Origin of the sequence: Acinetobacter sp. YH12218, from assembly GCF_013417925.1 — a bacterium.
GTDB lineage: Bacteria > Pseudomonadota > Gammaproteobacteria > Pseudomonadales > Moraxellaceae > Acinetobacter > Acinetobacter amyesii.
Genome location: NZ_VPDB01000018.1, coordinates 1 through 22,225 on the forward strand (window position 1 = coordinate 1; position 22,225 = coordinate 22,225).

Annotated in this window: 23 protein-coding genes; 11 read left to right on the forward strand and 12 right to left on the reverse strand. The window is 40.8% G+C overall.

Going from position 1 to position 22,225, the window contains the following annotated elements:
* Positions 1-199: 199 nt before the first annotated feature.
* Positions 200-361, forward strand: a complete 162-nt coding sequence (locus FTV03_RS06995) for a hypothetical protein (protein ID WP_180040677.1) — start codon at positions 200-202, stop codon at positions 359-361.
* 56 nt (positions 362-417) lie between these two features.
* Here the strand turns inward: FTV03_RS06995 and rsmD are convergent, their stop codons facing one another.
* Both rsmD and mrdA read right to left on the reverse strand, forming a co-directional pair.
* Positions 418-969: a 16S rRNA (guanine(966)-N(2))-methyltransferase RsmD gene (rsmD, locus tag FTV03_RS07000; protein ID WP_180040679.1), complete on the reverse strand. Its 552-nt coding sequence runs from the start codon at positions 967-969 to the stop codon at positions 418-420.
* A gap of 3 nt (positions 970-972) precedes the next feature.
* The gene (gene mrdA, locus FTV03_RS07005) at positions 973-3,015 is read right to left on the reverse strand and encodes a penicillin-binding protein 2 (protein WP_180040681.1); all 2,043 of its coding nucleotides are present in this window, start codon (positions 3,013-3,015) and stop codon (positions 973-975) included.
* Between the two features lie 234 nt (positions 3,016-3,249).
* Between mrdA and FTV03_RS07010 the strand changes: the two genes are divergently transcribed.
* From FTV03_RS07010 to FTV03_RS07025, 4 genes are all read left to right on the forward strand, one after another.
* Positions 3,250-3,768 carry a hypothetical protein gene (locus FTV03_RS07010; RefSeq protein ID WP_180040683.1) on the forward strand — a complete coding sequence of 173 codons (519 nt, stop codon included), beginning with the start codon at positions 3,250-3,252 and terminating at the stop codon, positions 3,766-3,768.
* A 64-nt stretch (positions 3,769-3,832) separates the two neighbouring features.
* On the forward strand, positions 3,833-5,149 hold the full coding sequence (locus tag FTV03_RS07015) for a hypothetical protein (protein WP_078189867.1): 1,317 nt from the start codon (positions 3,833-3,835) through the stop codon (positions 5,147-5,149).
* Positions 5,150-5,233: 84 nt separating this feature from the next.
* Positions 5,234-5,893 (forward strand): adenylate kinase, encoded by a 660-nt coding sequence (adk, locus tag FTV03_RS07020; RefSeq protein ID WP_078189866.1) that lies wholly within the window; start codon positions 5,234-5,236, stop codon positions 5,891-5,893.
* Positions 5,894-5,979: 86 nt separating this feature from the next.
* Positions 5,980-6,177 carry a hypothetical protein gene (locus FTV03_RS07025; RefSeq protein WP_180003963.1) on the forward strand — a complete coding sequence of 66 codons (198 nt, stop codon included), beginning with the start codon at positions 5,980-5,982 and terminating at the stop codon, positions 6,175-6,177.
* 56 nt (positions 6,178-6,233) lie between these two features.
* Here FTV03_RS07025 and nth read toward each other — a convergent pair whose 3' ends face one another.
* Positions 6,234-6,923, reverse strand: a complete 690-nt coding sequence (nth, locus tag FTV03_RS07030) for an endonuclease III (RefSeq protein ID WP_180040685.1) — start codon at positions 6,921-6,923, stop codon at positions 6,234-6,236.
* 2 nt (positions 6,924-6,925) lie between these two features.
* Complete coding sequence (locus FTV03_RS07035) at positions 6,926-7,720, reverse strand: RnfABCDGE type electron transport complex subunit B (protein WP_180040687.1); 795 nt, start codon at positions 7,718-7,720, stop codon at positions 6,926-6,928.
* Positions 7,721-8,050: 330 nt separating this feature from the next.
* Between FTV03_RS07035 and gdhA the strand changes: the two genes are divergently transcribed.
* The gene (gdhA, locus tag FTV03_RS07040) at positions 8,051-9,397 is read left to right on the forward strand and encodes an NADP-specific glutamate dehydrogenase (protein ID WP_227591817.1); all 1,347 of its coding nucleotides are present in this window, start codon (positions 8,051-8,053) and stop codon (positions 9,395-9,397) included.
* 46 nt (positions 9,398-9,443) lie between these two features.
* Here gdhA and FTV03_RS18165 read toward each other — a convergent pair whose 3' ends face one another.
* The 4 genes from FTV03_RS18165 to rlmH all read right to left on the reverse strand — a co-directional run bounded on the left by FTV03_RS18165 (position 9,444) and on the right by rlmH (position 12,365).
* Positions 9,444-9,980: an META domain-containing protein gene (locus FTV03_RS18165; protein WP_180040732.1), complete on the reverse strand. Its 537-nt coding sequence runs from the start codon at positions 9,978-9,980 to the stop codon at positions 9,444-9,446.
* A gap of 44 nt (positions 9,981-10,024) precedes the next feature.
* Positions 10,025-10,801: an META and DUF4377 domain-containing protein gene (locus tag FTV03_RS07050; protein ID WP_180040690.1), complete on the reverse strand. Its 777-nt coding sequence runs from the start codon at positions 10,799-10,801 to the stop codon at positions 10,025-10,027.
* 168 nt (positions 10,802-10,969) lie between these two features.
* On the reverse strand, positions 10,970-11,746 hold the full coding sequence (locus FTV03_RS07055) for a dioxygenase (protein ID WP_180040692.1): 777 nt from the start codon (positions 11,744-11,746) through the stop codon (positions 10,970-10,972).
* 136 nt (positions 11,747-11,882) lie between these two features.
* Positions 11,883-12,365 (reverse strand): 23S rRNA (pseudouridine(1915)-N(3))-methyltransferase RlmH, encoded by a 483-nt coding sequence (rlmH, locus tag FTV03_RS07060; RefSeq protein ID WP_180040694.1) that lies wholly within the window; start codon positions 12,363-12,365, stop codon positions 11,883-11,885.
* Positions 12,366-12,517: 152 nt separating this feature from the next.
* On the opposite strand from rlmH, the gene FTV03_RS07065 reads away from it, so the two are divergent.
* Positions 12,518-13,480: a M20/M25/M40 family metallo-hydrolase gene (locus FTV03_RS07065; RefSeq protein WP_373685131.1), complete on the forward strand. Its 963-nt coding sequence runs from the start codon at positions 12,518-12,520 to the stop codon at positions 13,478-13,480.
* 416 nt (positions 13,481-13,896) lie between these two features.
* Here FTV03_RS07065 and lon read toward each other — a convergent pair whose 3' ends face one another.
* The 4 genes from lon to FTV03_RS07085 all read right to left on the reverse strand — a co-directional run bounded on the left by lon (position 13,897) and on the right by FTV03_RS07085 (position 18,081).
* Entirely contained in the window at positions 13,897-16,323 is a 2,427-nt protein-coding gene (gene lon, locus FTV03_RS07070) for an endopeptidase La (RefSeq protein WP_180020702.1), read from the reverse strand.
* Between the two features lie 147 nt (positions 16,324-16,470).
* Entirely contained in the window at positions 16,471-17,058 is a 588-nt protein-coding gene (locus FTV03_RS07075; protein WP_180040696.1) for a 5-formyltetrahydrofolate cyclo-ligase, read from the reverse strand.
* A 137-nt stretch (positions 17,059-17,195) separates the two neighbouring features.
* Positions 17,196-17,456: an OmpA family protein gene (locus FTV03_RS07080; protein ID WP_180040698.1), complete on the reverse strand. Its 261-nt coding sequence runs from the start codon at positions 17,454-17,456 to the stop codon at positions 17,196-17,198.
* Between the two features lies 1 nt (position 17,457).
* Positions 17,458-18,081 carry a hypothetical protein gene (locus tag FTV03_RS07085; protein ID WP_180040700.1) on the reverse strand — a complete coding sequence of 208 codons (624 nt, stop codon included), beginning with the start codon at positions 18,079-18,081 and terminating at the stop codon, positions 17,458-17,460.
* On the opposite strand from FTV03_RS07085, the gene FTV03_RS07090 reads away from it, so the two are divergent.
* From FTV03_RS07090 to FTV03_RS07105, 4 genes are all read left to right on the forward strand, one after another.
* Complete coding sequence (locus tag FTV03_RS07090; RefSeq protein WP_180040702.1) at positions 18,062-18,862, forward strand: cadherin-like domain-containing protein; 801 nt, start codon at positions 18,062-18,064, stop codon at positions 18,860-18,862. The genes FTV03_RS07085 and FTV03_RS07090 overlap by 20 nt on opposite strands.
* A complete protein-coding gene (locus FTV03_RS07095; protein ID WP_180012170.1) occupies positions 18,859-20,418 on the forward strand; it encodes a hypothetical protein in 1,560 nt (519 codons plus the stop codon). The genes FTV03_RS07090 and FTV03_RS07095 overlap by 4 nt, the downstream gene beginning before the upstream one ends.
* The gene (locus FTV03_RS07100; protein ID WP_180012168.1) at positions 20,399-20,743 is read left to right on the forward strand and encodes a type I secretion C-terminal target domain-containing protein; all 345 of its coding nucleotides are present in this window, start codon (positions 20,399-20,401) and stop codon (positions 20,741-20,743) included. Before FTV03_RS07095 ends, FTV03_RS07100 begins: the two co-directional genes overlap by 20 nt.
* Before the next feature lie 261 nt (positions 20,744-21,004).
* Complete coding sequence (locus tag FTV03_RS07105) at positions 21,005-22,204, forward strand: YncE family protein (protein WP_257220712.1); 1,200 nt, start codon at positions 21,005-21,007, stop codon at positions 22,202-22,204.
* Positions 22,205-22,225: the final 21 nt, after the last annotated feature.

The following is a 22,225-nucleotide window of genomic DNA, read 5'->3' on the forward strand; positions in this document are numbered from 1 at the left end:
ATGAGAAAGCCCATATAAATGGGTAATGTACAAGTTGCTGTAGAAGCATGTTTAATTCGTCTGATCACAGATACTTTATAAAGTATTTTAATACTTTTTTGAATCAGTCAATGCGTAAGTCCTATATAAACCAAATGCGCATAAACCAAATGCGCATAACCCGAATGTACAGAATCCTTCATCTCAGCATCCGTCAAATGTGCATCGTCCAAGCGCAAAGCCTCAGACGCCAGCTAAACCCAATACAAGTAAGCCCCAGCAGCAAAAACCACAGCAACAACGTCCTAAAGTAACGCCCGTGGATAAAGCTAAAACCCCGGGTGGATTTAACAGCCAGCGTCCACTTCGACCACAGGTTTAATGATTTTCAAGTAATAAAAAAGGACGCATTGACGTCCTTTTTTGTGTGCATTTACATTAAGCCTTTTTATATAAGCCTGCACGTACCGTACCTGCTTTGGTTTGTTTGATTTGCTGCCAACTGCTCGGCAGTTTTAACTGAGCAAGATCACGATCAGCTTCGATATAAATTAAACCATTGTCTGCAATGCAGGGATCGACCAACTCAGCAAGTTCCTGCCATAAATCAAGACTATAAGGGGGATCTAAGAAAATCAGATCAAATTGGTCTTTCAAGTTAGGAATGGCTTGTTGTGCCGTCATGTTTTTGAGTTGCACACGTTGTTTACTGACCCTTAGGAGTTCTAAATTGTCCATGAGGAACTTCGCTTGGGTACGATCAGGTTCAATTAAAACAGCTTCTGCTGCACCACGCGAGAGTGCTTCAAATGACAAAGCACCTGAACCTGTACAGAGGTCGAGGACTTTGGCATTTTGAACATCCCACATGAGCCAGTTAAATAATGTCTCACGGATACGGTCAGGTGTAGGGCGTAAACCGTCAATACTGGCAAAAGGCAGTTGACGGCGTTTCCATTCACCCCCAATGATTCTTAATTGATTTTTCATGAATTATTCCTCATCGGTTGCATGTGCGGCACTGGCAGCACGAGGTGGGGTATTTGCAGTATTCGATTGTTGAGTTGCACTGTTGTTCTGCTGAGCTGTTGGGGTTGCATTTGGATCGGCAGATAAAATATTCGAGCCGCTTGGTAATTCACTCGGTTTTAGACCTGCAGTCATGAGACCACCGCTAATTTGATGGCCTGCAGGACGAATTGGATTCTTTTTACGTGTTAATAACCAGTAGTCAAACATCGGTTTCGCAATTTGAGCAGCAGAACCACCGTGACGACCATTTTCCCAAACGACGGCAATGGCAATTTCAGGTTTTTCCGCAGGGGCAAAACCAACAAATAAACCATGGTCAAGTTGACGCTCTGTCAATAAGGACTCGTTATAACGTTTACCTTGGGCAATACTTTTAACCTGTGCAGTTCCTGTTTTACCTGCGATTTGATACATTGGGGTACGAATACCACGACCGGTCCCTGTTTGTACCACATCAATCATGGCATCACGCATTTTGATCCAATCATCTGGCTTACCATTAAATTGAATGCGACCATTAGGGGCGTTATGGACTTTGTGGACTTTAGAGCCTTTACTTTCACGCAAAACGTGAGGTGTAACATGAGAGCCTTGATTGGCAGTAATGGCAGTCGCCATCGCCAGTTGTAATGGTGTTGCAGTAAATGCACCCTGACCAATACTGACAGAAATGGTTTCACCTTTGAGCCAGTTGGACTTCCGTGTGCGGAGTTTCCATTCAGGATTTGGATATAGCCCCGTACTTTCACTTGGTAAATCAACACCGGTTTTTTCACCGAAGCCAAACTGACGCATCCACGTATTCATTTTTTCAATGCCCATACGATAGGACAAGACATAGAAGTAGGTATCGCAGGAAACGACTTGAGCTTTGTGTAAATTAACTGAACCATGACCAGTTTTTTTGTGGTCACGGAAACGATGGCTGTCACCCGGAAGCGTGAAGTAGCCTGGATCGGAAATGGCAGTACTCCAGTCCACTAGACCATAATGAATACCACCTAGACCAAACATTGGCTTAATCGTTGAACCCGGAGGATAAGCCCCTTGCACAGCACGGTTATATAATGGCTGATCGAGACTATCACGCAGTTCAGAATAATCTTTGCTGCTAATCCCGGTAACAAATAAGTTAGGGTTAAAACTTGGACTAGAAACGAGAGCAAGAATTTCCCCAGTACGTGGGTCAATCGCAACAATCGCACCACGTCGATCTGCAAGCTGCTCTGAAGCGACCATTTGCAGTCCATAATCTAGGGATAAATATAAGTCATTACCACGAATCGGATCTTTACGACCTAGATGACGTAACACATTACCAAAGGCATCGGCTTCAACCGACTCATTTCCCGGCATACCGTGTAAAAGTTCTTCGTATGATTTTTCAACGCCAATTTTACCGATCAGGTTTGAGCCAGCGTATAAATCTTTATCAATCGATTTTAGTTCTTTGTCATTAATACGACCCACGTAGCCAATCACATGGGCAAACAGTTCACCATGTGGATAGTAGCGAGTCATCTGGGTCTCTATATTGACACCCGGAAATTGATATTTTACCTCACTAAAACGGGCGATATCATTTTCATTTAAATTCAATTTTATCGAAACACGTTCAGTCTTTTTAGAGGTTTTAATTCGACTTTTAAAGCGTTCGATATCCTCATCTGTCAGTTCTAACAGAGGCGTTAGGCGCTCTACCGTATCATCAATATCTTCAACATCCGCTCGGCTCATGGTTGCTGAGAAAACTGGATAATTATCCGCTAATAACACGCCATTACGGTCATAGATATAACCGCGAGAAGGTGCAAGCGGTTGCAGTCGAATTCGGTTTTGATCTGCAGCAGTCGAAAAGGTCTCATAACTTTTGATTTGCAAATATGCATAACGTGCTACGAGTAACAGCATAAAGAAGGAGACAATCCCTATCGAAATCACCACGCGATTACGATAAATCCGCTTTTCTTGCTGGACATTTTTTAAAGGATAATGCTGCTTCATACGCGTTCGACTTAAAGACTGAGAGCTAAAATAACGGAAGAGGCATATTCTAGCGCAACTGACATTTTTTTGATAAATAAAAACGACTCTGCTGTGATTGCAGTCTATATTTTGACTTTGCAGACATGAAAAATATAGGGCTTTGTGTATAACAGTTCATATTATTCTGCTAAAGTCGAAACGTATAAAAAAGGAATAATCCAAAAAATAATACTAAGGAAGTTTGTGAAAACAATGAATAAATTATATCCATTGCTTGCATTTATGATGCTTGGAAGCATCGCACATGCCAATGACAATTCATTTTTACCTGAGGCAAAATTAACAGGTGAGGGTTATCAACCATGGAATGTTGGAGCAGGTTTTACTCAAAAAATTATTCACGTGAATGGTGAGTGGGTAAACACATATGGCATTGCCTATGCAAAAGCTGGTGTTTTCTTGAACGATGATAAAACACCTGGTGGGCAAGTCGGCTTTCGTCACCCAGTTCATCTCACTGGCAAAGATAAAAATGGTTATTATATCGGAGCTTATGCGGGCCACATCGACTCCAAGAAAGTAGATGGTGAAGATGAAGCGCGTTTAGGTGGTGGTATCGATCTTGCTTATGTGATGTTGAGTGCCGAGCGTATTAGTACGTTTAGTGTAGGCATGGGTGCGGGTGAAAAATTAGAAGACAAATCAGGTAATGTGATTGTGGAAACCGAACCGAGACTACAAATCTCATATACTTTAAGTTTTGGTTTGTAGTGAAAATAATCAACTTTATTTTATAACCGCACTCACTGAATAAAATTAAATATGGAAGTTATGCATGCTTGAGTACGTTAACGAATTGTGGCAAACCTTTTTGCAACGTCCCGATTTTTGGGCTGTGCTGAGTATTATCCCCGTTACCGCATTCGTTACCTGGGCACACGTTTGGATGGCACTGAAAATGGTGTTTTACCCGATTACTTTCTGGGGATTCCATTTAGGTCCATTACCCGTGGGATGGCAGGGGATTGTGCCAAGAAAAGCTGGACGTATTTCTGGCATTATTACGGATAACACATTGTCTAAATTGGGTTCCTTACGCGAGTTTTTGGATGCAATGGATCCTGAGGATATGGCGCGCATCATTGGTGAACAAGTTGGCTTTGAGCTTGAGCATTTGATTGATGAAGTCATGCTAGACCGAAATGCGGTGCTTTGGGAAAACCTACCGTATTCGATTAAACGCCGTATTTATGCCCAAGCACATAAACAGCTACCAAATACCTTAAAAGAACTCGTGACCGAACTGACCATGAACGTAGAGTCACTTGTTGACATGCGTGAAATGGTGGTGAGTCAAATGGAAGCGGATCGTCTCTTGATGGTGCGGATGTTCCTTAAAGTTGGCCAGAAAGAAATCAACTTTATTTGGCATATTAGTGCCTTGATTGGGATGTTCTTTGGTATCTTCCAGATGGTTGTTTGGTTTGTGGTGCCATGGCATTGGACAGTTCCATTTTGGGCAGCAATTTGGGGCTTTTTGACCAACTGGATTGCCATCTGGATGGTATTTAATCCCATTGAGCCGCACCCTGTTAAGTATTTGCAATTATTTGAATTAACTAAAGATCGTAAATTCCCTTGGATTAAACCTGTGATTCCACGTATTGGAACGTACAATGTTCAAGGCGCGTTTATGAAACGCCAAGAAGAAGTTTCGGATGTATTCGCAAGTGTAGTCACAGAAGACCTAATTACGTTAAAATCTATCATGACCGAAATGATGTATGGCGGGAAGAAAGATAAGACCCGTCGCATTGTGAAACGTCATATTAATGAAATTATGGAATCTCCACTGGTTCGTACCTCATTACAGTTGTCTTTAGGTCCAAAAGAGTACGCAAAACTCAAGACAGACTTGATCGATCGCTCAATTGAAATTACGATGGTGCCTGTATGCGACCCTGCGTTTAATGCGAGCCGTGCACAGAAAATCTTTCAAATGTTTAGAGACCGTATTCGTGAGCTAACACCGAAAGAATTTCAAAATCTATTACGTCCTGCATTTCAGGAAGACGAATGGATTTTAATTGTCTTGGGTGGTGTAACCGGTTTTATCGCGGGTACAATACATTTGTTTGTGGCTTTCTTATAATTAGATGCTGGAAGACGATCTGAATCTTGGGTTCAGATCACTACATAGCGTCATATACAATGTTTAAAATGAGGATGTTTTTTTATGCGCATTATATTACTCGGACCACCTGGAGCAGGTAAAGGTACACAAGCTCAGTTGATCTGTAAGCGCTACGATATCCCACAAATTTCAACCGGTGATATGCTCCGTGCTGCGATTCGTGAAGGTACTGAATTAGGTCTACAAGCTAAAAGCGTCATGGACAATGGCGGCCTTGTATCTGATGAGCTTATTATTGGTCTTGTAAAAGAACGCATTGCTCAACCTGACTGTGTCAACGGCTGCATTTTTGACGGTTTCCCGCGTACGATTCCACAAGCTGAAGCGCTTGAAAACGAAGGTATCAGCATCGATCACGTAATTGAAATTGATGTACCTGACGAAGAAATCGTTCAACGTTTATCTGGTCGTCGTCAACACCCAGCATCTGGTCGTGTATATCACACCGTTTACAACCCACCAAAAGTGGAAGGTAAAGATGACGAAACTGGTGAAGACCTTGTTCAACGTCCAGATGACCAAGAAGCAACAATTCGCAAGCGTTTAGGTTCTTACCACGCTGAAACTGAGCAATTGGTTGGTTTCTACCAAGGTCGTGCAGCTTCTGGCGAAAACGCACCGACTTATGACAAATTAAATGGTCTTCGTCCAATCGATCAAGTTCAAACTGATTTGTTCGCGATATTAGATCAGTCTAAATAATTCAACTTTTTTGAATTTTTGACAATCAAAGAGTCCTACTGCATAGTGGGGCTCTTTTTTTATGTGGCTTTTAGGGCGAATCTGTTATGAAATTTGCTTTGGTTATAATGGTCATCATCGCTGTGGCGGTGTTATTGGGCTTATTATTTGTCAGCTTTAAAATGTTGCGTAAGGTGCAAGTGGAAGAAGCAGAGCAAGCTAAACTGAGCCCGAAGCAATATCGCTTACATCCAAAGCTGCAGCAAGAGCTTGATAAAAAACAAAAAGAACAAGATAAAAATTAAGCATCAACTCGATCAATTGATTCTTACAAATTCCATCTGCCCCGAAATTGAAGAGATTAATCTTCAATTTGGGTGGTTTTAATCGGTCTTAATGCGCCAAAGTCAAAACGGTCGGGCCAATTACACACATCAGACACGATACATTCATCACATTTGGGTTTGCGGGCAATGCAGCAATAGCGTCCATGTAAAATCAGCCAATGATGTGAATCAACAATAAACTCTTTGGGGATGACTTTGACGAGTCGGTGTTCGACTTCCAGAACATTTTTGCCGACAGCCAATCCTGTTCGATTCCCTAAACGAAAAATATGCGTATCGACTGCCATGGTTGGTTGTCCAAAAGCAGTATTCAGCACCACATTTGCAGTTTTACGACCGACACCGGGTAAGGCTTCCAAATCTGCACGATTATTCGGAACGATACTGTTATGCTTCTCAATGAGCATCTTGCAGGCTTTAATGACATTTTCCGCTTTTGAGTTATACAGGCCAATGGTCTTGATATATTCCTTCAGTCCGTCAACACCTAACGCATAAATAGCTTCAGGAGTATTTGCTATTGGAAAAAGTTTATCTGTGGCTTTATTGACGCTAACATCAGTGGCCTGAGCAGATAGGGTAACAGCCACTAAAAGTTCAAATGCACTACTATAATTGAGTTCGGTTTTCGGGTTGGGGCGTTGCTCACGTAAGCGTTCAAAAAAAGTTTGAATTTGCTTCTTAGTCATGTTTTTAACAGCCATGATTAAGCCCCTTGCAGTTGTGTTAATTGTTGCGTGAGCGTATGGAGTAACTCACGTTTTTTTGCATCGTCTCGTACACTCAGCTGTTTTTCTAACTTTTTGATTTGTGTTCGAATTTTAGCAAGTTCAATGGTGGTTTTTGCATCGAGCTGCACGACTGGTGTAGTTGGTTTTTCTACGACTTCAATGACCGGTACCGAGTCTGTCTGGGTCGAAAATTGGGCAAAAAGTTCCGTATCAATTTCTGCGCGTACAACAGGGCCTTTACGATGAATTCGGCGCTTTTCCTCACGTTGAATATGTGCATAGTAGCGGCGACGTAAATCATTCTGTTCTGCGATTCGAACGGCTTCAGATGGCACTTGATCAAGCTCTTCGATAAGGTCGATACAATCCACTGGACAAGGTGGAATGCAGAGTTCGCAGCCCGTACATAAATCCATCAAGACGGTATGCATCAATTTGCCTGAGCCAATAATGGCATCGACAGGGCAGGCACTGATACATTTGGTACAACCAATACATTCATCCTCACGAATCACAGCTTTAACCCGTTGCGGGCGCCCATCACTTTGGATTGGCCAAACGCTGGCTTCTGCTGTTAAGTGTGGACGATTTAATAACGCTGCTAGTGAATCTGCCACAGGTTGACCACCGGGTATACATTTATTGGCTTCTTCTCCTTCACTGATGGCTTTGGCATAGGGTAAGCAGCCGTCTCGGTGTCCACAAAGTCCACATTGAGTTTGTGGCAATAGGGCATCAATTTGTTGGATGAGGGAAATTTCAGAAGTCATGGGTAGTCGCGAGTACAAATGAAGGCAGAGAAAAACCAAAGAGGACGTTGAATTCTAGCATGTTTCAGTATGAATTGCTGTGCGCAAAAATGGGTCTATAGATGCATCATAAATGAGCAAAATAATTCATTAAAATATTCCTAAAAGTAATAGTATTTATAACTAAAATATCTGATTAATCAATTTAAATCGCTGTTCTATAAAGAATTTAAAGATTTTTTAAAAAAACTATTGCTGATTAGTTACAAAAGATATTTAATATTTTGCGCCAAAATATATCTTTGATCAAAATTGTGATCAATTTTGATCCATACATCTGCTGAGGATTAAGTGTTGAAATATAACAGCCTTAACGACTTCCTAGACTACGTTAAAACACGTGATGAACATCAACCTGAATTTCTTCAAGCTGTTGAAGAAGTGATGACGAGCCTTTGGCCATTCATCGAAAAGAACCCACAATATGCTGACTACGGTTTGCTAGAACGTCTTGTTGAGCCTGAGCGTGCAATTCAGTTCCGTGTTTCATGGGTAGATGACAAAGGTCAAACTCAAGTTAACCGTGCTTTCCGTGTTCAATACAACTCAGCAATTGGTCCATTCAAAGGTGGTATGCGTTTCCACCCATCAGTGAACCTTTCAATTCTTAAATTCTTAGGTTTTGAACAAACTTTCAAAAATGCTTTAACTACACTTCCTATGGGTGGTGGTAAAGGTGGTTCAGATTTTGACCCTAAAGGTAAATCTGAAGGCGAAATTATGCGTTTCTGTCAAGCATTAATGATCGAGTTATACCGTCATCTTGGTTCTAACACTGACATCCCTGCGGGTGACATCGGGGTAGGTGGCCGTGAAGTTGGCTACATGGCTGGTATGATGAAAAAATTAAGCAACGACACAGCATGTGTGTTCACTGGTAAAGGTTTAACTTTCGGTGGTTCACTTGCGCGTCCTGAAGCAACTGGTTACGGTACTGTGTATTTCGCTGAGGAAATGCTGAAAACTCGTGGCGACAGCTTTAAAGATAAAGTCGTAACGATTTCGGGTTCTGGTAACGTTGCACAATACGCTGCTGAAAAAGCAATGTACTTAGGTGCGAAAGTGGTTTCACTTTCTGACTCAGCAGGTACTGTATACGTAAAAGACGGTTTCACAACGGAACTTCTTGCTGAAGTAATGGAATTGAAAAACGTTAAGCGTGGCCGTATTTCTGAATTTGCATCTAAGCACGGTTTTGAATATTTAGAAGGTCAACGTCCTTGGTCTATCAAATGTGATATCGCGCTGCCATGTGCAACTCAAAATGAATTAGATGAAGCTGATGCTGAAGCTCTTCTTGCTAATGGCGTAATCTGTGTTGCTGAAGGTGCGAACATGCCTTCAACTTTGGCTGCAGTTGAGAAATTCGTTGAAGCGAAAATTCTTTATGCACCAGGTAAAGCATCGAATGCGGGTGGTGTTGCGACTTCTGGTCTTGAAATGTCTCAAAACGCAATTCGTTTGGGTTGGACTTTCGAAGAAGTTGACGAGCGTCTACACGCGATCATGAAAGAAATTCACCGCAACTGCGTGAAATACGGTACTGAAGAAGATGGTACTGTGAACTACGTAAACGGTGCGAACATTGCAGGCTTCGTAAAAGTTGCTGACGCAATGCTTGCTCAAGGCGTTTACTAAGTTCTACGTAAGTTGAACTGAAAACCGAGGCTTCTGCCTCGGTTTTTTATGGCTGAATGGCTTGGAATATATAGAATTGTTGCTCAGTGTTCATGAGCCTAAGTTGGATTTTGCTATCTATAACGTTGAAGTGAAAATTTAAGGATTGGCTGAGCAAACGTTTTATATGAAGCTCTTGCTGATGTAATTGTGGGCAGAACTTCAGGGTACTCCCTACATCTCCTGTAAAACGCAAAGTATGCTTTTCTACATCATAATTGCGGCCAATGCGATTACAGCCACTAAAAAATGTTATACGGCCATTGTTGAATGTGAGAGTTATTGGGGCGGGTAGAGCCTTATTCTCTACGAGAACCCACGTCTTTTGAGTTAATTGTTCTGCTTCAAAATCACGTAAATCAGCAATTCGCTGTATGCCTTTAAAAATATAGGTCTGTTGATTGCGATTCTTCAGGATGAATTCAGGCAGGGCATTTTGCTTTTGTAGTAGCTTTAAATTTACATCGCTAAAGCATTGGCTGAACAGTACATCGTGATTTGAAAACTTTGCACGGCTGATCAGCGTTTCCAGTTGTGAAGATATAAAAAAACCGAGGCGTTGATCTCGGTTTTTTTATAGGCTGTAACTTACAACGTACCTTTTACAGCTTCACGTTCGACTGACATATCAAAAATATAGGCATATTTTGATTGATCAGCTGCAGGGTTTTTACGTTCAAAACGTTTTACGCGAATAATTTGGCGTTCTGCAGGAGTGTGCTTAAAGCCTTCAATTTGATCGTAAAATAAAGTCCAGTCTTTATCAACTTGTGTTTTTAAGCCTTTTTCATCGTACTTCACTTCACGCACTTGCAAACAAGTTTGTGGAGCAACACCTGTACATTGTTTGGTTTCAGGGCTGACTTCAAGGAAAATTGTTTCGCCTTGTGAGTTGTACTGGGTTTCAGGTGTTAATTTTCCAGTGAAAACCAGTTTCTCACCTGTTGCAGAAATAATCGTTAACGTTGGATTTTGTGGATCTGTGGTATTTAAGACAAAAGGTGCTTTACGGTCACTAAAGAGTGAAGATGCAAGTCCTTCTTGTTTCATCGCATTATCAGGACATGCCATCATGGTAGATGCAATGTTGCCTGTTACAAGTGTATTGTGTTCCACTTTCCATTGGGTTGACATGCTATTACAGCTGGTTGAAATACCCAAAGTGCCATTTTCTAGAAAATTTAAAACCAAAGGTTTTGGCGCATTTTCAGTGGTGGTGCTCCATTGATATGAAGCTAAAGTTTTATCAGCATTTTGTTGTTGTAATACGCTCACGGCTAAATCTCCAGCTTTTTGGATATCGCTTGATTGACATGCTGCAAGGACTAAAGGGAAGAGGGCGATCGCTAAATATTTTAATTTCATTACGCTAACTGTTCTAAGTGAATTTCAGCCTGTAGCATAACCCATTCATTTTAAAAAAATATGAATACATTCAGCTCAAATAAGTAGCAAAATGTATCCATGAATAATAATTTGTTAACTTATTAATATAAATTATGAATAAGTCAAACTACCAAGTTTATTTCACGTTTAATCAAAACGATAAATATCCATACCTAGTGAACCCATACTAAAACTACTGTGAACAATAGAGAAGCGGGGGCCTGCACCCATCGCAAAGAAGATAGGTGCAAAATGTTCAATGGTCGGATGGTTGCGTTGTACAAACGGAATATTTTGCCAATCGAGAACTTCATCAAAATCTTGATGAGTGAGCTTATTGACCACAAAATTACGGAATGTAGACGCCCATTCAGGCACGGCTGCTGCACGTCCATCCCAAGCCAATTCACGTAAGTTATGAGTAATACTGCCCGATCCAATCAACAGGATTTGCTTGTCACGTAAAGGTGCAAGCGTTTGTCCAATTTTATAGATCTCTTGCGCAGACATGGTCATCGGCAGTGATATTTCAATTACAGGAATGTCGGCATCAGGATACATATGCAATAACGGCATCCAAACGCCATGATCGCGTGGACGGGTGCTGTTGGCGTGTGCAGATAATCCTGCATTGGCAAGCAAATGGAGAATTTCTTCTGCGAGCTCTGGGTTACCCGGTGCTGGATAGCGAATATCATAAAGTTCCGCAGGGAAGCCACGGAAGTCATGCCAAGTTTCAGGACGGGCACTGGTACTTACTTCTAGTGCGTTACTTTCCCAATGTGCGGACATGATAATAATGGCTTCCGGTTTTGGAAGATTCAGGCTTAAACGTTCCAACGCAGGACCGACTTGCTCAGGATTGATGGCAAGCATAGGTGAGCCATGGGAAATAAATAAACCTGGAAGTGTTTGTAAATTCATCGCGGTCGCCGTTGGTTGTTTAAAGGAATATGATGATCATGCACTAAATTATTCAGCGTAACAATTCGGATAATTTCAACGGTTTGTTTCATTGTTGCAACGCTTGCTTGCTGTTGATGCTGGATGTCCGTTTAGATTAACCCGCACGATGGTAAGGGTGATTATGGTTAATACTCATTGCGCGGTATAGCTGTTCGATGAGCATGACACGAACCATTGGATGTGGCAAAGTCAGTTTAGATAAAGACCAATGCCACGCTGCAGCTTTACGTACCGCCTCAGAATGTCCATCTGGCCCACCAATGGCTAAAACCACATCATTGCCTTCAAGCATCCAACCTTTCATGGTTTCAGCCAGTTTTTCGGTACTGAACTCTCGACCACCGACTTCTAAGGCGATCAGTACTTCATTCGATTTCATGGCATTTAAAATGCTTTCACCTTCAATTTGACGGTATTTTAAAATGTCGGCTTCTGAATCGTTTTTGCCACGTTTGGCCATAGGCAGTTCAATGATCTGCGTTTGAACAAAAGGCTGAATACGTTTGAAATAATCTTCAAAACCCGTCAGAACCCATGCTGGCATTTTTTGACCGATTGTCAGAATACGAATTTTCATACAGCGCCTGAAAGTATACAAAAGAGCATTATAACGGTTCGCTTGCACTTTGTATGTTCAGACACAATTTGCAATTGAAATCGTGTTCTGCTTGCTGTTTAAATACGCAGCATAAACAGATTAGATCAAAGATGAAAATTGGAATAATAACAATGAAAAAAACATGGCAGGACGGTAAATTATTTTTGCTCAAGCAAGCAGCAATGCTTTCAATTTTTGGATGGTGTTCATTTGCGGCGTATGCCAACAATATTAGAACAGCTGAACCGGATAATTTAAAAGTCTATTTAGAGCAAATTATTGGTAATGAAGCTGAATATCGTAACTATAAGAATATTCAAGAGTTAAACCGGGTGTCTGCTTGGATTCGTGAGCAGATGCGTTTATTTGGTGTGAATTGTCGTTTTCAAACCTATACTGTAAACAGCCAACCATACCGTAATGTGGTCTGTCCCTTAAATGCAGGGCATAGCAACCGAGTGATCATTGGCGCGCACTACGATGTATTTGAGGAGCAGCATGGCGCCGATGATAATGCTTCTGGCGTTGCAGGTGTACTCGAAGCTGCTCGGATTCTTTCGGCTGAAAAAGCGCGATTAAAACAAAATATTGAATTTGTATTTTATACCCTTGAAGAGCCGCCGTATTTTAGAACAGAGTCGATGGGCAGTTTTATTCACGCAAAATCGGTAGCAAAGGAAAAGGATAAAATTTCAGGTGTGTATATTCTGGAAATGATTGGTTATTTTGATCCCAAAGTCACTCAAGATTATCCAGTTGGACTGAAATGGATTTATCCATCTCATACGAATTTTATTGCATCGGTGGGGAATATTCAGTCTCGTGACTTAACCTCATCGTATTGTGCGGCGATGGAGTCTTTGAAGCAACTACAATGTGAGCGCTTGATTTCACCTTCATTTATTCAGGGTGTGGATTTTTCAGACCATATGAATTATTGGCAATTTGATATGCCGGCGATGATGATCACTGATACGGCATTTTATCGTAATAAGCACTATCACACTGAGCAAGATACCCTGGATAAATTAAACTTAGACAAAATGGCTCAAGTGATTGATGGTTTAGTAAAAACCATCTTAAATTTGAAATGAGTGTCTTTAAAAGCATGACATAAAAAACGCAGCCCCGAAAGCCTGTGGACTGCGATAAAAGGTCATCTACCTGGAGATGTAGATGACCATCTTGTTCCAATGATCATCACGCTTTTACACGTGATTGGAACCAATAAAGAAACATACAGCGCGTATATCTCTCTACTATATATGTGGGATAGAGGGCGATATTTCAAGTAATAGCATTCAAATTTTGTAAGACTTTCTTATTGGCTATTATTGATCTTGATGTCGAATTTGAAATAGTTATCCAATCCATAGTTGTAGCTGTTGGCTTGAATCAGGTGGTTGTGAAGAATTTGAATGAAAAGTTTCGAATATACAGTATGAAATAATGGATATAAAAAAGCCCTGTCGAAACAGGGCTTTTTTCTTTTATTGCGAGTTGCTAGCGCTTAGTGACGTGCAGCTTTGCCACCTTCAGTTGCTTTGACAATCGGTGTCTTTGCAAGAGGTTTAGGCATATCAACCAAGGCTAGTGGTAAAATCTCATCAATCGATTTCACTGGTTTAATTTCTAGACCTTCTTTGACATTGTCTGGAATCTCAGCCAAGTCACGAACGTTGTCTTGTGGGATAAAGACAAGCTTGATGCCACCACGGTGAGCAGCGAGAAGTTTCTCTTTTAAACCACCAATGCGCATTGCACGGCCACCAAGACTGGTTTCACCGGTCATCGCAATATCTGGACGAATTGCAATGCCTGTAAACGCTGAAACAAGAGCGGTAGTTAGGGCTAAACCAGCAGATGGACCATCTTTCGGTGTTGCACCTTCTGGTAAATGCACGTGTACATCTGTTTCTTCAAAGCGAATCGCTTCAATACCTAGTTCATCTGCACGGGTACGTACAACGGTCATCGCTGTTGTGATCGATTCTTTCATGACATCGCCAAGAGAACCGGTGGTAATGAACTTGCCTTTACCTTTCACTGCTGCAACTTCAATTGTTAGTAGTTCACCACCAACAGATGTCCAAGCCAAGCCGTTTACACGACCCACTTCAGCTTCTTCTTCGGCCATACCGAAGTCGAATTTGTGTGGACCTAAGTAGTCAGGAAGATTTTTCGAATTCACTTCAATTTGAAGATTTTTCGCTTTCTTGCTCACTGCTTCTTTTACCACTTTACGTGCAATTTTAGACACTTCACGTTCTAAGCTACGGACACCGGCTTCACGTGTATAACGTTGTACGATATCGCGGATGGCTTCTTCGTGAACGGTTAATTCTTTCGCACGTAGACCGTTGTTCTTGATGGCTTTTGGAACAAGGTAACGTTCAGCAATATTCACTTTTTCATCTTCGGTGTAACCCGGTAGACGAATCACTTCCATACGGTCAAGCAAAGCTTCTGGAATATTCATGCTGTTTGCAGTACAGATGAACATCACTTCAGAAAGGTCTAGATCAAGATCTAAATAGTGATCATTGAACTTGCTGTTTTGTGATGGATCTAGGACTTCAAGCAATGCTGAAGCAGGGTCTCCACGGTAGTCTTGCGCCATTTTGTCAATTTCATCGAGTAAGAACAGTGGGTTCTTTACGCCAACTTTTGTCAAAGACTGTACAATTTTACCTGGCATCGCACCAATATAAGTACGACGGTGACCACGGATTTCAGCTTCATCACGCACGCCGCCAAGCGCCATACGGACAAATTCACGACCAGTCGCTTTGGCAACAGATTCACCGAGTGAAGTTTTACCAACACCTGGAGGACCAACTAAGCACAGGATTGGACCACGAAGTTTTTTCACACGTGATTGAACAGCAAGGTATTCCACGATGCGGTCTTTCACGTCGTCTAAACCATAGTGATCGGCATCAAGAATATCTTGAGCTTTCGCAAGGTTAATGCTGACTTTGCTAGCTTTGTTCCAAGGCGTATCTAAAATAACTTCTAGGTAGTTACGCACGACAGCAGCTTCGCTTGAAGCAGGTTGCATCGCTTTTAGCTTGCGGAACTCATTTTCAGCTTTTTTACGTACATGTTCAGGTAAATCGGCTTCAGCTAGACGTTTTTCAATTTCTGCAACGTCATCTTCAGCACCGCCATTCATGTCAGAAAGTTCGCGTTGAATGACCTTCATTTTTTCATTTAAGAAGTATTCACGCTGATTCTTTTCCATTTGGCGTTTTACAGAATCATGTAAGGTTTGCTCAATTTGCTGTTCTTCTGACTGTTGTAATAAGTAGGTCATGAGTTCAGCTAAATGTGCTTCAAATTCATCATGCTCTAAGAATTTTTGTTTGACATCAATATTCAGAGGCACGCGTGTTGCTACGAAGAATAATAATTGCAGTAAATCATCAATTTTATTGGCTGCTGCAATCAATTCACGTGCATTACGCAGTTTTGCTTCTGCATATTGAGCAAATAAGGTACGTAATTCTTCGACACGGTTATTCTGAGTTTCTGAGTCTACAGAAACCGTCATTGGGCTTAATGAATGCTCGGCAGTCAGGTAATCATCGGCATCGATAATTTTTTCTAGCTTGGCACGATATAAGCCTTCAATCAGTACTTTTATACAGTTTTCATCATTCTCATGATTCACAACTTGCACAATCTTCGCGACAGTACCGTATTGATATAAATTGTCGTGATCAATTTCTTCTGTAAGCGAATCTTTTTGTGCAACTACGAATACAAGATTGTCACTGTCACGTGCGACATTGACTGCATTGATCGACTTTTCGCGACCCACAAACAGTGCAATTTGCATGTGAGGATATACAACCACATCTCGTAGCGCTAAAAGCGGTAATACGCTCGGAATTGTAGTTTCCAAGCTTTCTTCATTCATAATAATCTCAGACATGGGCACTCCTAATGAGTGACAACGGTGTTGCCATGTTTTTTATAGTGATGTGTATTTTTTAAATTACAAGGGTCATGCCAATTAAAATGTATAAAAAATGACTAAATATGTGATTTTTAAGTGTAACTCAGCGTCAAAAATATCAAATTAACGTTTGAAACTTAAAGTTTGAGATGGGCTGATAAAGCCATCTAGCGGTTGATCCCATGCTTCTCGGACTAAGGGGTCTTGGATGAGTTGAAAATCGTGACCAAGTCCTAAACGGTAGGGTATAGAGTGAGCTGTTGCTAATGTTTTATCGTAGAAGCCACCCCCCATGCCAATACGTGTGCCGTACTTGTCGCAAGCGAGCAAGGGCATGATTAAAAGGTCAAGATGAGAAACATGCTTCCCACGACTCGCCATAGGCTCTTTCATGCCGAGTGGGTGATGAGAAAAACGTTTACTAATGTATTGATGACGTGAGATTTCAACCCAAACCAGTTGCTGATTCATGTTGCAAATCATGGGTAAATACACGTGTTTTTGATGCGAAAAACAGTAGTGGATAAGCTTTTGAGTGTGAATTTCACCAAATGCATGTAAATAAACGCCTATATGCTGACTGCGCTTAAAATAACTGAGTCTGATTAAACGCTGTAGGACTTGTTGTTCAGCTTGTCGTTGCTCCCATAGGTTTAGGTTACGACGCTGCTTACGGAGTTGTTTACGAAGGCTGGTGGTGCTCAAAGTCATGATTCATTTCAAAGTAGCACAAAATTCTCAAAGGCATTTTAACGCGTTCAAGCTTAAAAGTCCGAAGAAATAGATTTTATCTTTTTTATATAAAGCGTTCCTTAAAACACTAGTCGGCTTAAGGAACGCGGACTTATTTAAGGCTTTTTAATACCAAGAATTTGGACGTCAACACGACGATCTGCTTGTAAGCAAGCTTTTAAGGCATTTCGATCTTGCACATCAAAACAACCATTGGTTACAGGCTGAGTTTCACCTGCTGAAGCGAAACTTAATTTGTTTCCAGCAATCCCTTGGTTCATTAAGTAATTTTTGACAGTCTGTGCACGTTGCAATGCAAGTTGCTGATTATATTGTTCACTGCCTAAACGGTCGGTATGGCCGGTAAGCTTAATCATATCAATCACGTGCATATTGGTTATTAAGTTTAGTTGCTAGTTCATTCAAGCTTGATTTACCTGCAGGAAGTAAATCATTTAGTTTGCCACCATTAAATTTAAATAAAGAATCGGCAGCTAAATTTATATTATCTAAACTAGGTTCAATTGGTTTTATCACATTATTTAGAGCATTTTCTCTAATCGGGCAATTATTAATCGTAGTGCCATCATTATTTAATATAATAGGTTTGCCATTATTATCAACTGTAAGTAATAAGTTATTCAAAAGTGACTTTTCGTTTACACAATAGCTAACTGAATAATTTTTACAATGAGTTGTACAATTTTTCACCTTAAATTGGTATTCGCCTTCTTTTAAATAAAAATCAGCAGAATTATTAATATAAAAATCACCCGCTTTAAATTCATCTATATAGAGTTTAGTTGCACATTTTTGGTTCTTAGCTTGATCATCTGCGCATAATTTTTCATCACGTTGCACATGTATTTTGTATGCATCAATCATATTGTTTTGAAACAATAAATTATCTGGTTTTGCATATTTATTTACGCCAGGAAAAGTTGAACATGCGACAACTGAGCGTCCACAAGTTGAAGTGACTGTGACACCGAATGGTGACATCGTACAGACTTACCCTGATGACACTGATCCATCCACAATTACGCCTGACCAAATTACGGTTAAAGATCCAAATGGCAAAGACATCGTGGTTGAGTTTGGTACACCTGAGACTCAACCAGACGGTTCAATTACGGTAACGGGTAAAGTGCCAGAGGACGTTGAAGGCAAAGTTACGGTTAATGTACCAGAAGGTTCATATGAAGACACTTCGGGTAACCTGGGTCTACCAGGTACAGGCAACGAAAACATCAATATGGTTCCGCTTGTAGCAGAAGTGACGATTACACCAGATGGTAAGATTACTGTAACTTATCCTGATGATGTTGATCCATCGACGATTACAGAAGATAAAATCGTTGTTGAAGGTCCAAATGGTCCAATCGAAGTACCATTTACGCCGCCAGTGGAACAACCTGACGGCTCTTATATTGTGACTGGTGAAGTACCTCCAGGTGTTGATGGTAACGTTACAGTAACTGTCCCTACAGATAGCTATGAAGATGAATCAGGTAATCCGGGTGAGGAAGTAGATAAAACTGTCCCAGTGGACAATATCGCTCCTGAAGTTGAGACAACCCAAGTGGTTACGATAGAAGATCAAAGTGTGACATTAACATGGGCGCATTTTGGTATTTCAGATGCAAATACAGCAAATGATCAGCTTGTTATTACGGTAACAAATCTGCCAAAAGACGGTGTATTGACAATCGTAGATGCTGCTGGGAATAAAACACCAATCATCGCGGGTCAAACACTATCTTATGCTGATATTAAGGTATGAAAATTTATGCTATTACAGAGGACGGAACTCGAGTATTGCTTGGAACTGCGGATACAAATGGCAATTTAAGTTTTGTCGCTGATGGAATGAGTATCGAAGGTTCAAACTTAGTGGCGATTGCACCACCAAGTTTGGCTGTTACGGGTAATTCTTTACAGTTGAACGTGAAGCTTGAATCTCTTGCAACTGAAAAATCGAATGGTTCAACTGCAAGTTCAGAATTAGAGTTCGGTGTAATTTTGTATCCTGCTTCTGTAACAAACGTAGCACCTGAAATTGAAATTGAACCAGAAGTAGTCACTGTTGGTGCAGCTGTTGCCGGTCAAAAAATTGCTGCTTATGCTGCATCGGATGCAGATAATGATAGTCTGACTGTGACATTTGCTAATGGCTCGACAGTTAGTGCCGACGGTTTCTATCAATTATCATTGGCTGATCAATCTGTAACCTTAACTCAGAAAGGTGCGGATCAGCTAAATTCAGGTGCTGTATTGCCTTCGATAAGTCTTCAAGTTACTGATGGTAAAGTTACAACTCCTGTAACTGGCAATGCTGAACTCATTGAGTTAAAAGCAACATTAACAAGTGAAATTTCGGTATCAGGGTCAACATCAGGTGGAACTGGTGGTGGTGCGTCAAGTTCAGTGATTAACGTTCCAAACCTAGGTACGATTTATAAAGATGCACAAGGTAATTATGTTTCTGATGATCTTGTTGCGGGTGCGAAAATTGTAGATATTGCTGCACAGATGCAAGCTATTATCAATGATCCACAGTATGGTAATGATTTCAATAAAATTAACGAAGCGCTAAGAATCTTTACTAATTTGAAAAGTGAAATTAACGTTTCTGAAATTATTATTATCAATTGGGAGAAAATTGACAAAGTTCTGACTCAGAATGAGCTTGGGCTTAATTTCTCAAATAGTTTCCCTAAAGACTTTGGAGGTGAAAAAGGTACTCCGAGTGACTGGATTGTATTTGATGAAGCGTATTCAGGTGAAAAATATCCTGTCAATTCAATGATTTTAAACAACTCTGATACAACCAACTATAATGATGGTTTTAACTTGAGTATTACGGGTGTCCAAAATGTAAGTGGTTTCCAAATTAATATGTTGGAAGGTGTGCTATTTGCGGATGGAACTCAAATTGCTAAGACAGATGAGAAAAATCAAAATGGACAGGATCAACTTGGTGTAATAGCTCCGGAAGCAGGCGTTCCAGAGAAAGTTTTACAATTTACTTTACATGCAGAAGTTCTAAATGATGCAGAGGCAAATGTGAATGTAAATGGTGTGAAATTTAAATCTGCTGCTCTTGATGCTTTAGTTGATGCCAAAGTTTCGGTAAATGGTATATCAGTAAGCAAAGATTCAGATGGGTATTATGCTTATCAAGGCACTTCAAGTAGTCAAGTTGAAGATTTTGTAGTGAAAGTTACAGTCCCTGAAACCTCAATTCAAGATGTAAATGTACTTACAACCCAGCTCGAAACAGAGTTAGGAAACAGTGACTGCGACAGCATCGTTTGCGATGTTCTCATTAGAAAGTGAAAGTTTACTTATTGGTGATGATATTGTTTTTGACCTTCTTGCAGATGACAATTTGGGCGGTAATACATTAACAACAGTAAATGATTTTTCTATTGCTGACCAAATCGATATCTCTTCATTACTTTCTGACGATGCAACTGAAGCGAATCTCGCAGAGTTTGTAACAGTAGCATATGACGAAGAAACTGATTCAGCTGTGATTTCAATTGACCGTGATGGCACATCAGGTCTGAAATACGAATCACAAGATCTCGTGGTCTTGCTCAATCAAACGAGCAAAGTCGAACTAGATGACCTAATCAACAATAATCAAATTATTTACTAATCATTTGATGAACTAAAAAAGCACCTTCGGGTGCTTTTTTTTGCTTCCCAAAAAGTGAATGCAGATTGAAGACTTGGTTTTAATCAACAACTCATCGGAATTAAAACAAATACGCTATATCTACACTTGTATATTGAATAAGCTTTCTTTGCGCTTAAAAAGCGACACTTATCTGATGACGTAGCTCAAAAGGTATGCATAAAAACAAATTAATGGACAATAAAAATGAAAAAGAATCTCTGGATTAGGACACTTCTTTCGATGACAATCATGGTGTCTCCACTCACTTTCGCAGCGACCAGCACTGCACCCATTCCACCCAATAGCCAGCAAGTTTTTTTTGTGGGTAATAACTGGGATGGTACGGTTACAGTCATCAATCCTGCAAAAAACTATCAAAAAGTTGGTGTTATCAATATGGTGCCCGACAAAAAGGAACGGCTCACTGAGATTTACCTCAACCCAGTAAAATTGATTGCCTATAGCTATATTCGTAATACAGCAGGAGAGGGAAATGATCAATTGGTCGATGATATGTATTCCACACCAGATGGCAAATCGGTGGTTGCATCACGCCCAAGCTATGCAGATGTTGTCTCGATTAATATTGCAACAGGGAAAATTAATTGGCGCACACCCGTTGAGGGATTTCGAGCAGACCATATGGCAGTATCCCCTGATGGGCAACAGGTTGCAGTATCAGCGTCTTCAGGAAATGTCGTACATATACTCGATATCAACACAGGCAAGGAAGTCGGGCGCTTTGCCACAGGAGATAAGCCACATGAAAATATTTACTTTGATGGCGGCACAAAAATTCTTAACTCAGCCATAGGTAATGTGGAAACCTCAATGGATGCAGCGTGGCAGGATTTCACTAAAGGCAAACGCTATATCACCATTGCCGATGCTAATAATTTTAAAGTCTTGAAGAAAATTGATTTTCGTCCTGCATTGGATGCCTTTGGTCGTAAAGACCTATCAAACGCTGTGCGTCCAATTGTGTTTAGCAAAGATGAATCCAAAATCTATGCGCAAGTCTCATTTTTTAATGGCTTGGTCGAATATGATCTCAATCAAGGCAAAGTCACACGCATTGCACAGCTTCCAGGAAGTACAACTATTCCCTCTGATCGCACCAAATGGGTGAATGACTCACGCCATCATGGGCTTTCGATCAGTGGAGATGGTGAAAAACTATGTGTCGCAGGAACGATGGATGATTATGCCACCATCGTCGATCGTAAAACTTTGACCGCGGCGAAATTGATTGCTGCAGGCAAACCGTATTGGGCAACGCAAAGTCCAGATGGTAAACGTTGTGTCATTTCTGAAAGTGCCACAGATGCAGTAACCGTGATTGATTTTGCAACAGGTGAAAAAGTCATCACAGTTCCAGTTGGCAATCACCCACAGCGTGTTCGTTTAGGTTATGCACCAGCAGGATGGGGCAGTCAGTAAAACAGTTTAAATCAAAAGAAA

Excerpts from the sequence above, each read along its gene's own strand:
- rsmD (WP_180040679.1), bottom strand. The coding sequence starts at position 969 with ATGAAAAATCAATTAAGAATCATTGGGGGTGAATGGAAACGCCGTCAA.
- mrdA (WP_180040681.1), bottom strand. The coding sequence starts at position 3,015 with ATGAAGCAGCATTATCCTTTAAAAAATGTCCAGCAAGAAAAGCGGATT.
- FTV03_RS07010 (WP_180040683.1), top strand. The coding sequence starts at position 3,250 with ATGAATAAATTATATCCATTGCTTGCATTTATGATGCTTGGAAGCATC.
- FTV03_RS07015 (WP_078189867.1), top strand. The coding sequence starts at position 3,833 with ATGCTTGAGTACGTTAACGAATTGTGGCAAACCTTTTTGCAACGTCCC.
- adk (WP_078189866.1), top strand. The coding sequence starts at position 5,234 with ATGCGCATTATATTACTCGGACCACCTGGAGCAGGTAAAGGTACACAA.
- FTV03_RS07025 (WP_180003963.1), top strand. The coding sequence starts at position 5,980 with ATGAAATTTGCTTTGGTTATAATGGTCATCATCGCTGTGGCGGTGTTA.
- nth (WP_180040685.1), bottom strand. The coding sequence starts at position 6,923 with ATGGCTGTTAAAAACATGACTAAGAAGCAAATTCAAACTTTTTTTGAA.
- FTV03_RS07035 (WP_180040687.1), bottom strand. The coding sequence starts at position 7,720 with ATGACTTCTGAAATTTCCCTCATCCAACAAATTGATGCCCTATTGCCA.
- FTV03_RS07050 (WP_180040690.1), bottom strand. The coding sequence starts at position 10,801 with ATGAAATTAAAATATTTAGCGATCGCCCTCTTCCCTTTAGTCCTTGCA.
- FTV03_RS07055 (WP_180040692.1), bottom strand. The coding sequence starts at position 11,746 with ATGAATTTACAAACACTTCCAGGTTTATTTATTTCCCATGGCTCACCT.
- rlmH (WP_180040694.1), bottom strand. The coding sequence starts at position 12,365 with ATGAAAATTCGTATTCTGACAATCGGTCAAAAAATGCCAGCATGGGTT.
- FTV03_RS07065 (WP_373685131.1), top strand. The coding sequence starts at position 12,518 with ATGAAAAAAACATGGCAGGACGGTAAATTATTTTTGCTCAAGCAAGCA.
- lon (WP_180020702.1), bottom strand. The coding sequence starts at position 16,323 with ATGTCTGAGATTATTATGAATGAAGAAAGCTTGGAAACTACAATTCCG.
- FTV03_RS07075 (WP_180040696.1), bottom strand. The coding sequence starts at position 17,058 with ATGACTTTGAGCACCACCAGCCTTCGTAAACAACTCCGTAAGCAGCGT.
- FTV03_RS07080 (WP_180040698.1), bottom strand. The coding sequence starts at position 17,456 with ATGATTAAGCTTACCGGCCATACCGACCGTTTAGGCAGTGAACAATAT.
- FTV03_RS07085 (WP_180040700.1), bottom strand. The coding sequence starts at position 18,081 with ATGTCACCATTCGGTGTCACAGTCACTTCAACTTGTGGACGCTCAGTT.
- FTV03_RS07095 (WP_180012170.1), top strand. The coding sequence starts at position 18,859 with ATGAAAATTTATGCTATTACAGAGGACGGAACTCGAGTATTGCTTGGA.
- FTV03_RS07100 (WP_180012168.1), top strand. The coding sequence starts at position 20,399 with ATGTTCTCATTAGAAAGTGAAAGTTTACTTATTGGTGATGATATTGTT.
- FTV03_RS07105 (WP_257220712.1), top strand. The coding sequence starts at position 21,005 with ATGACAATCATGGTGTCTCCACTCACTTTCGCAGCGACCAGCACTGCA.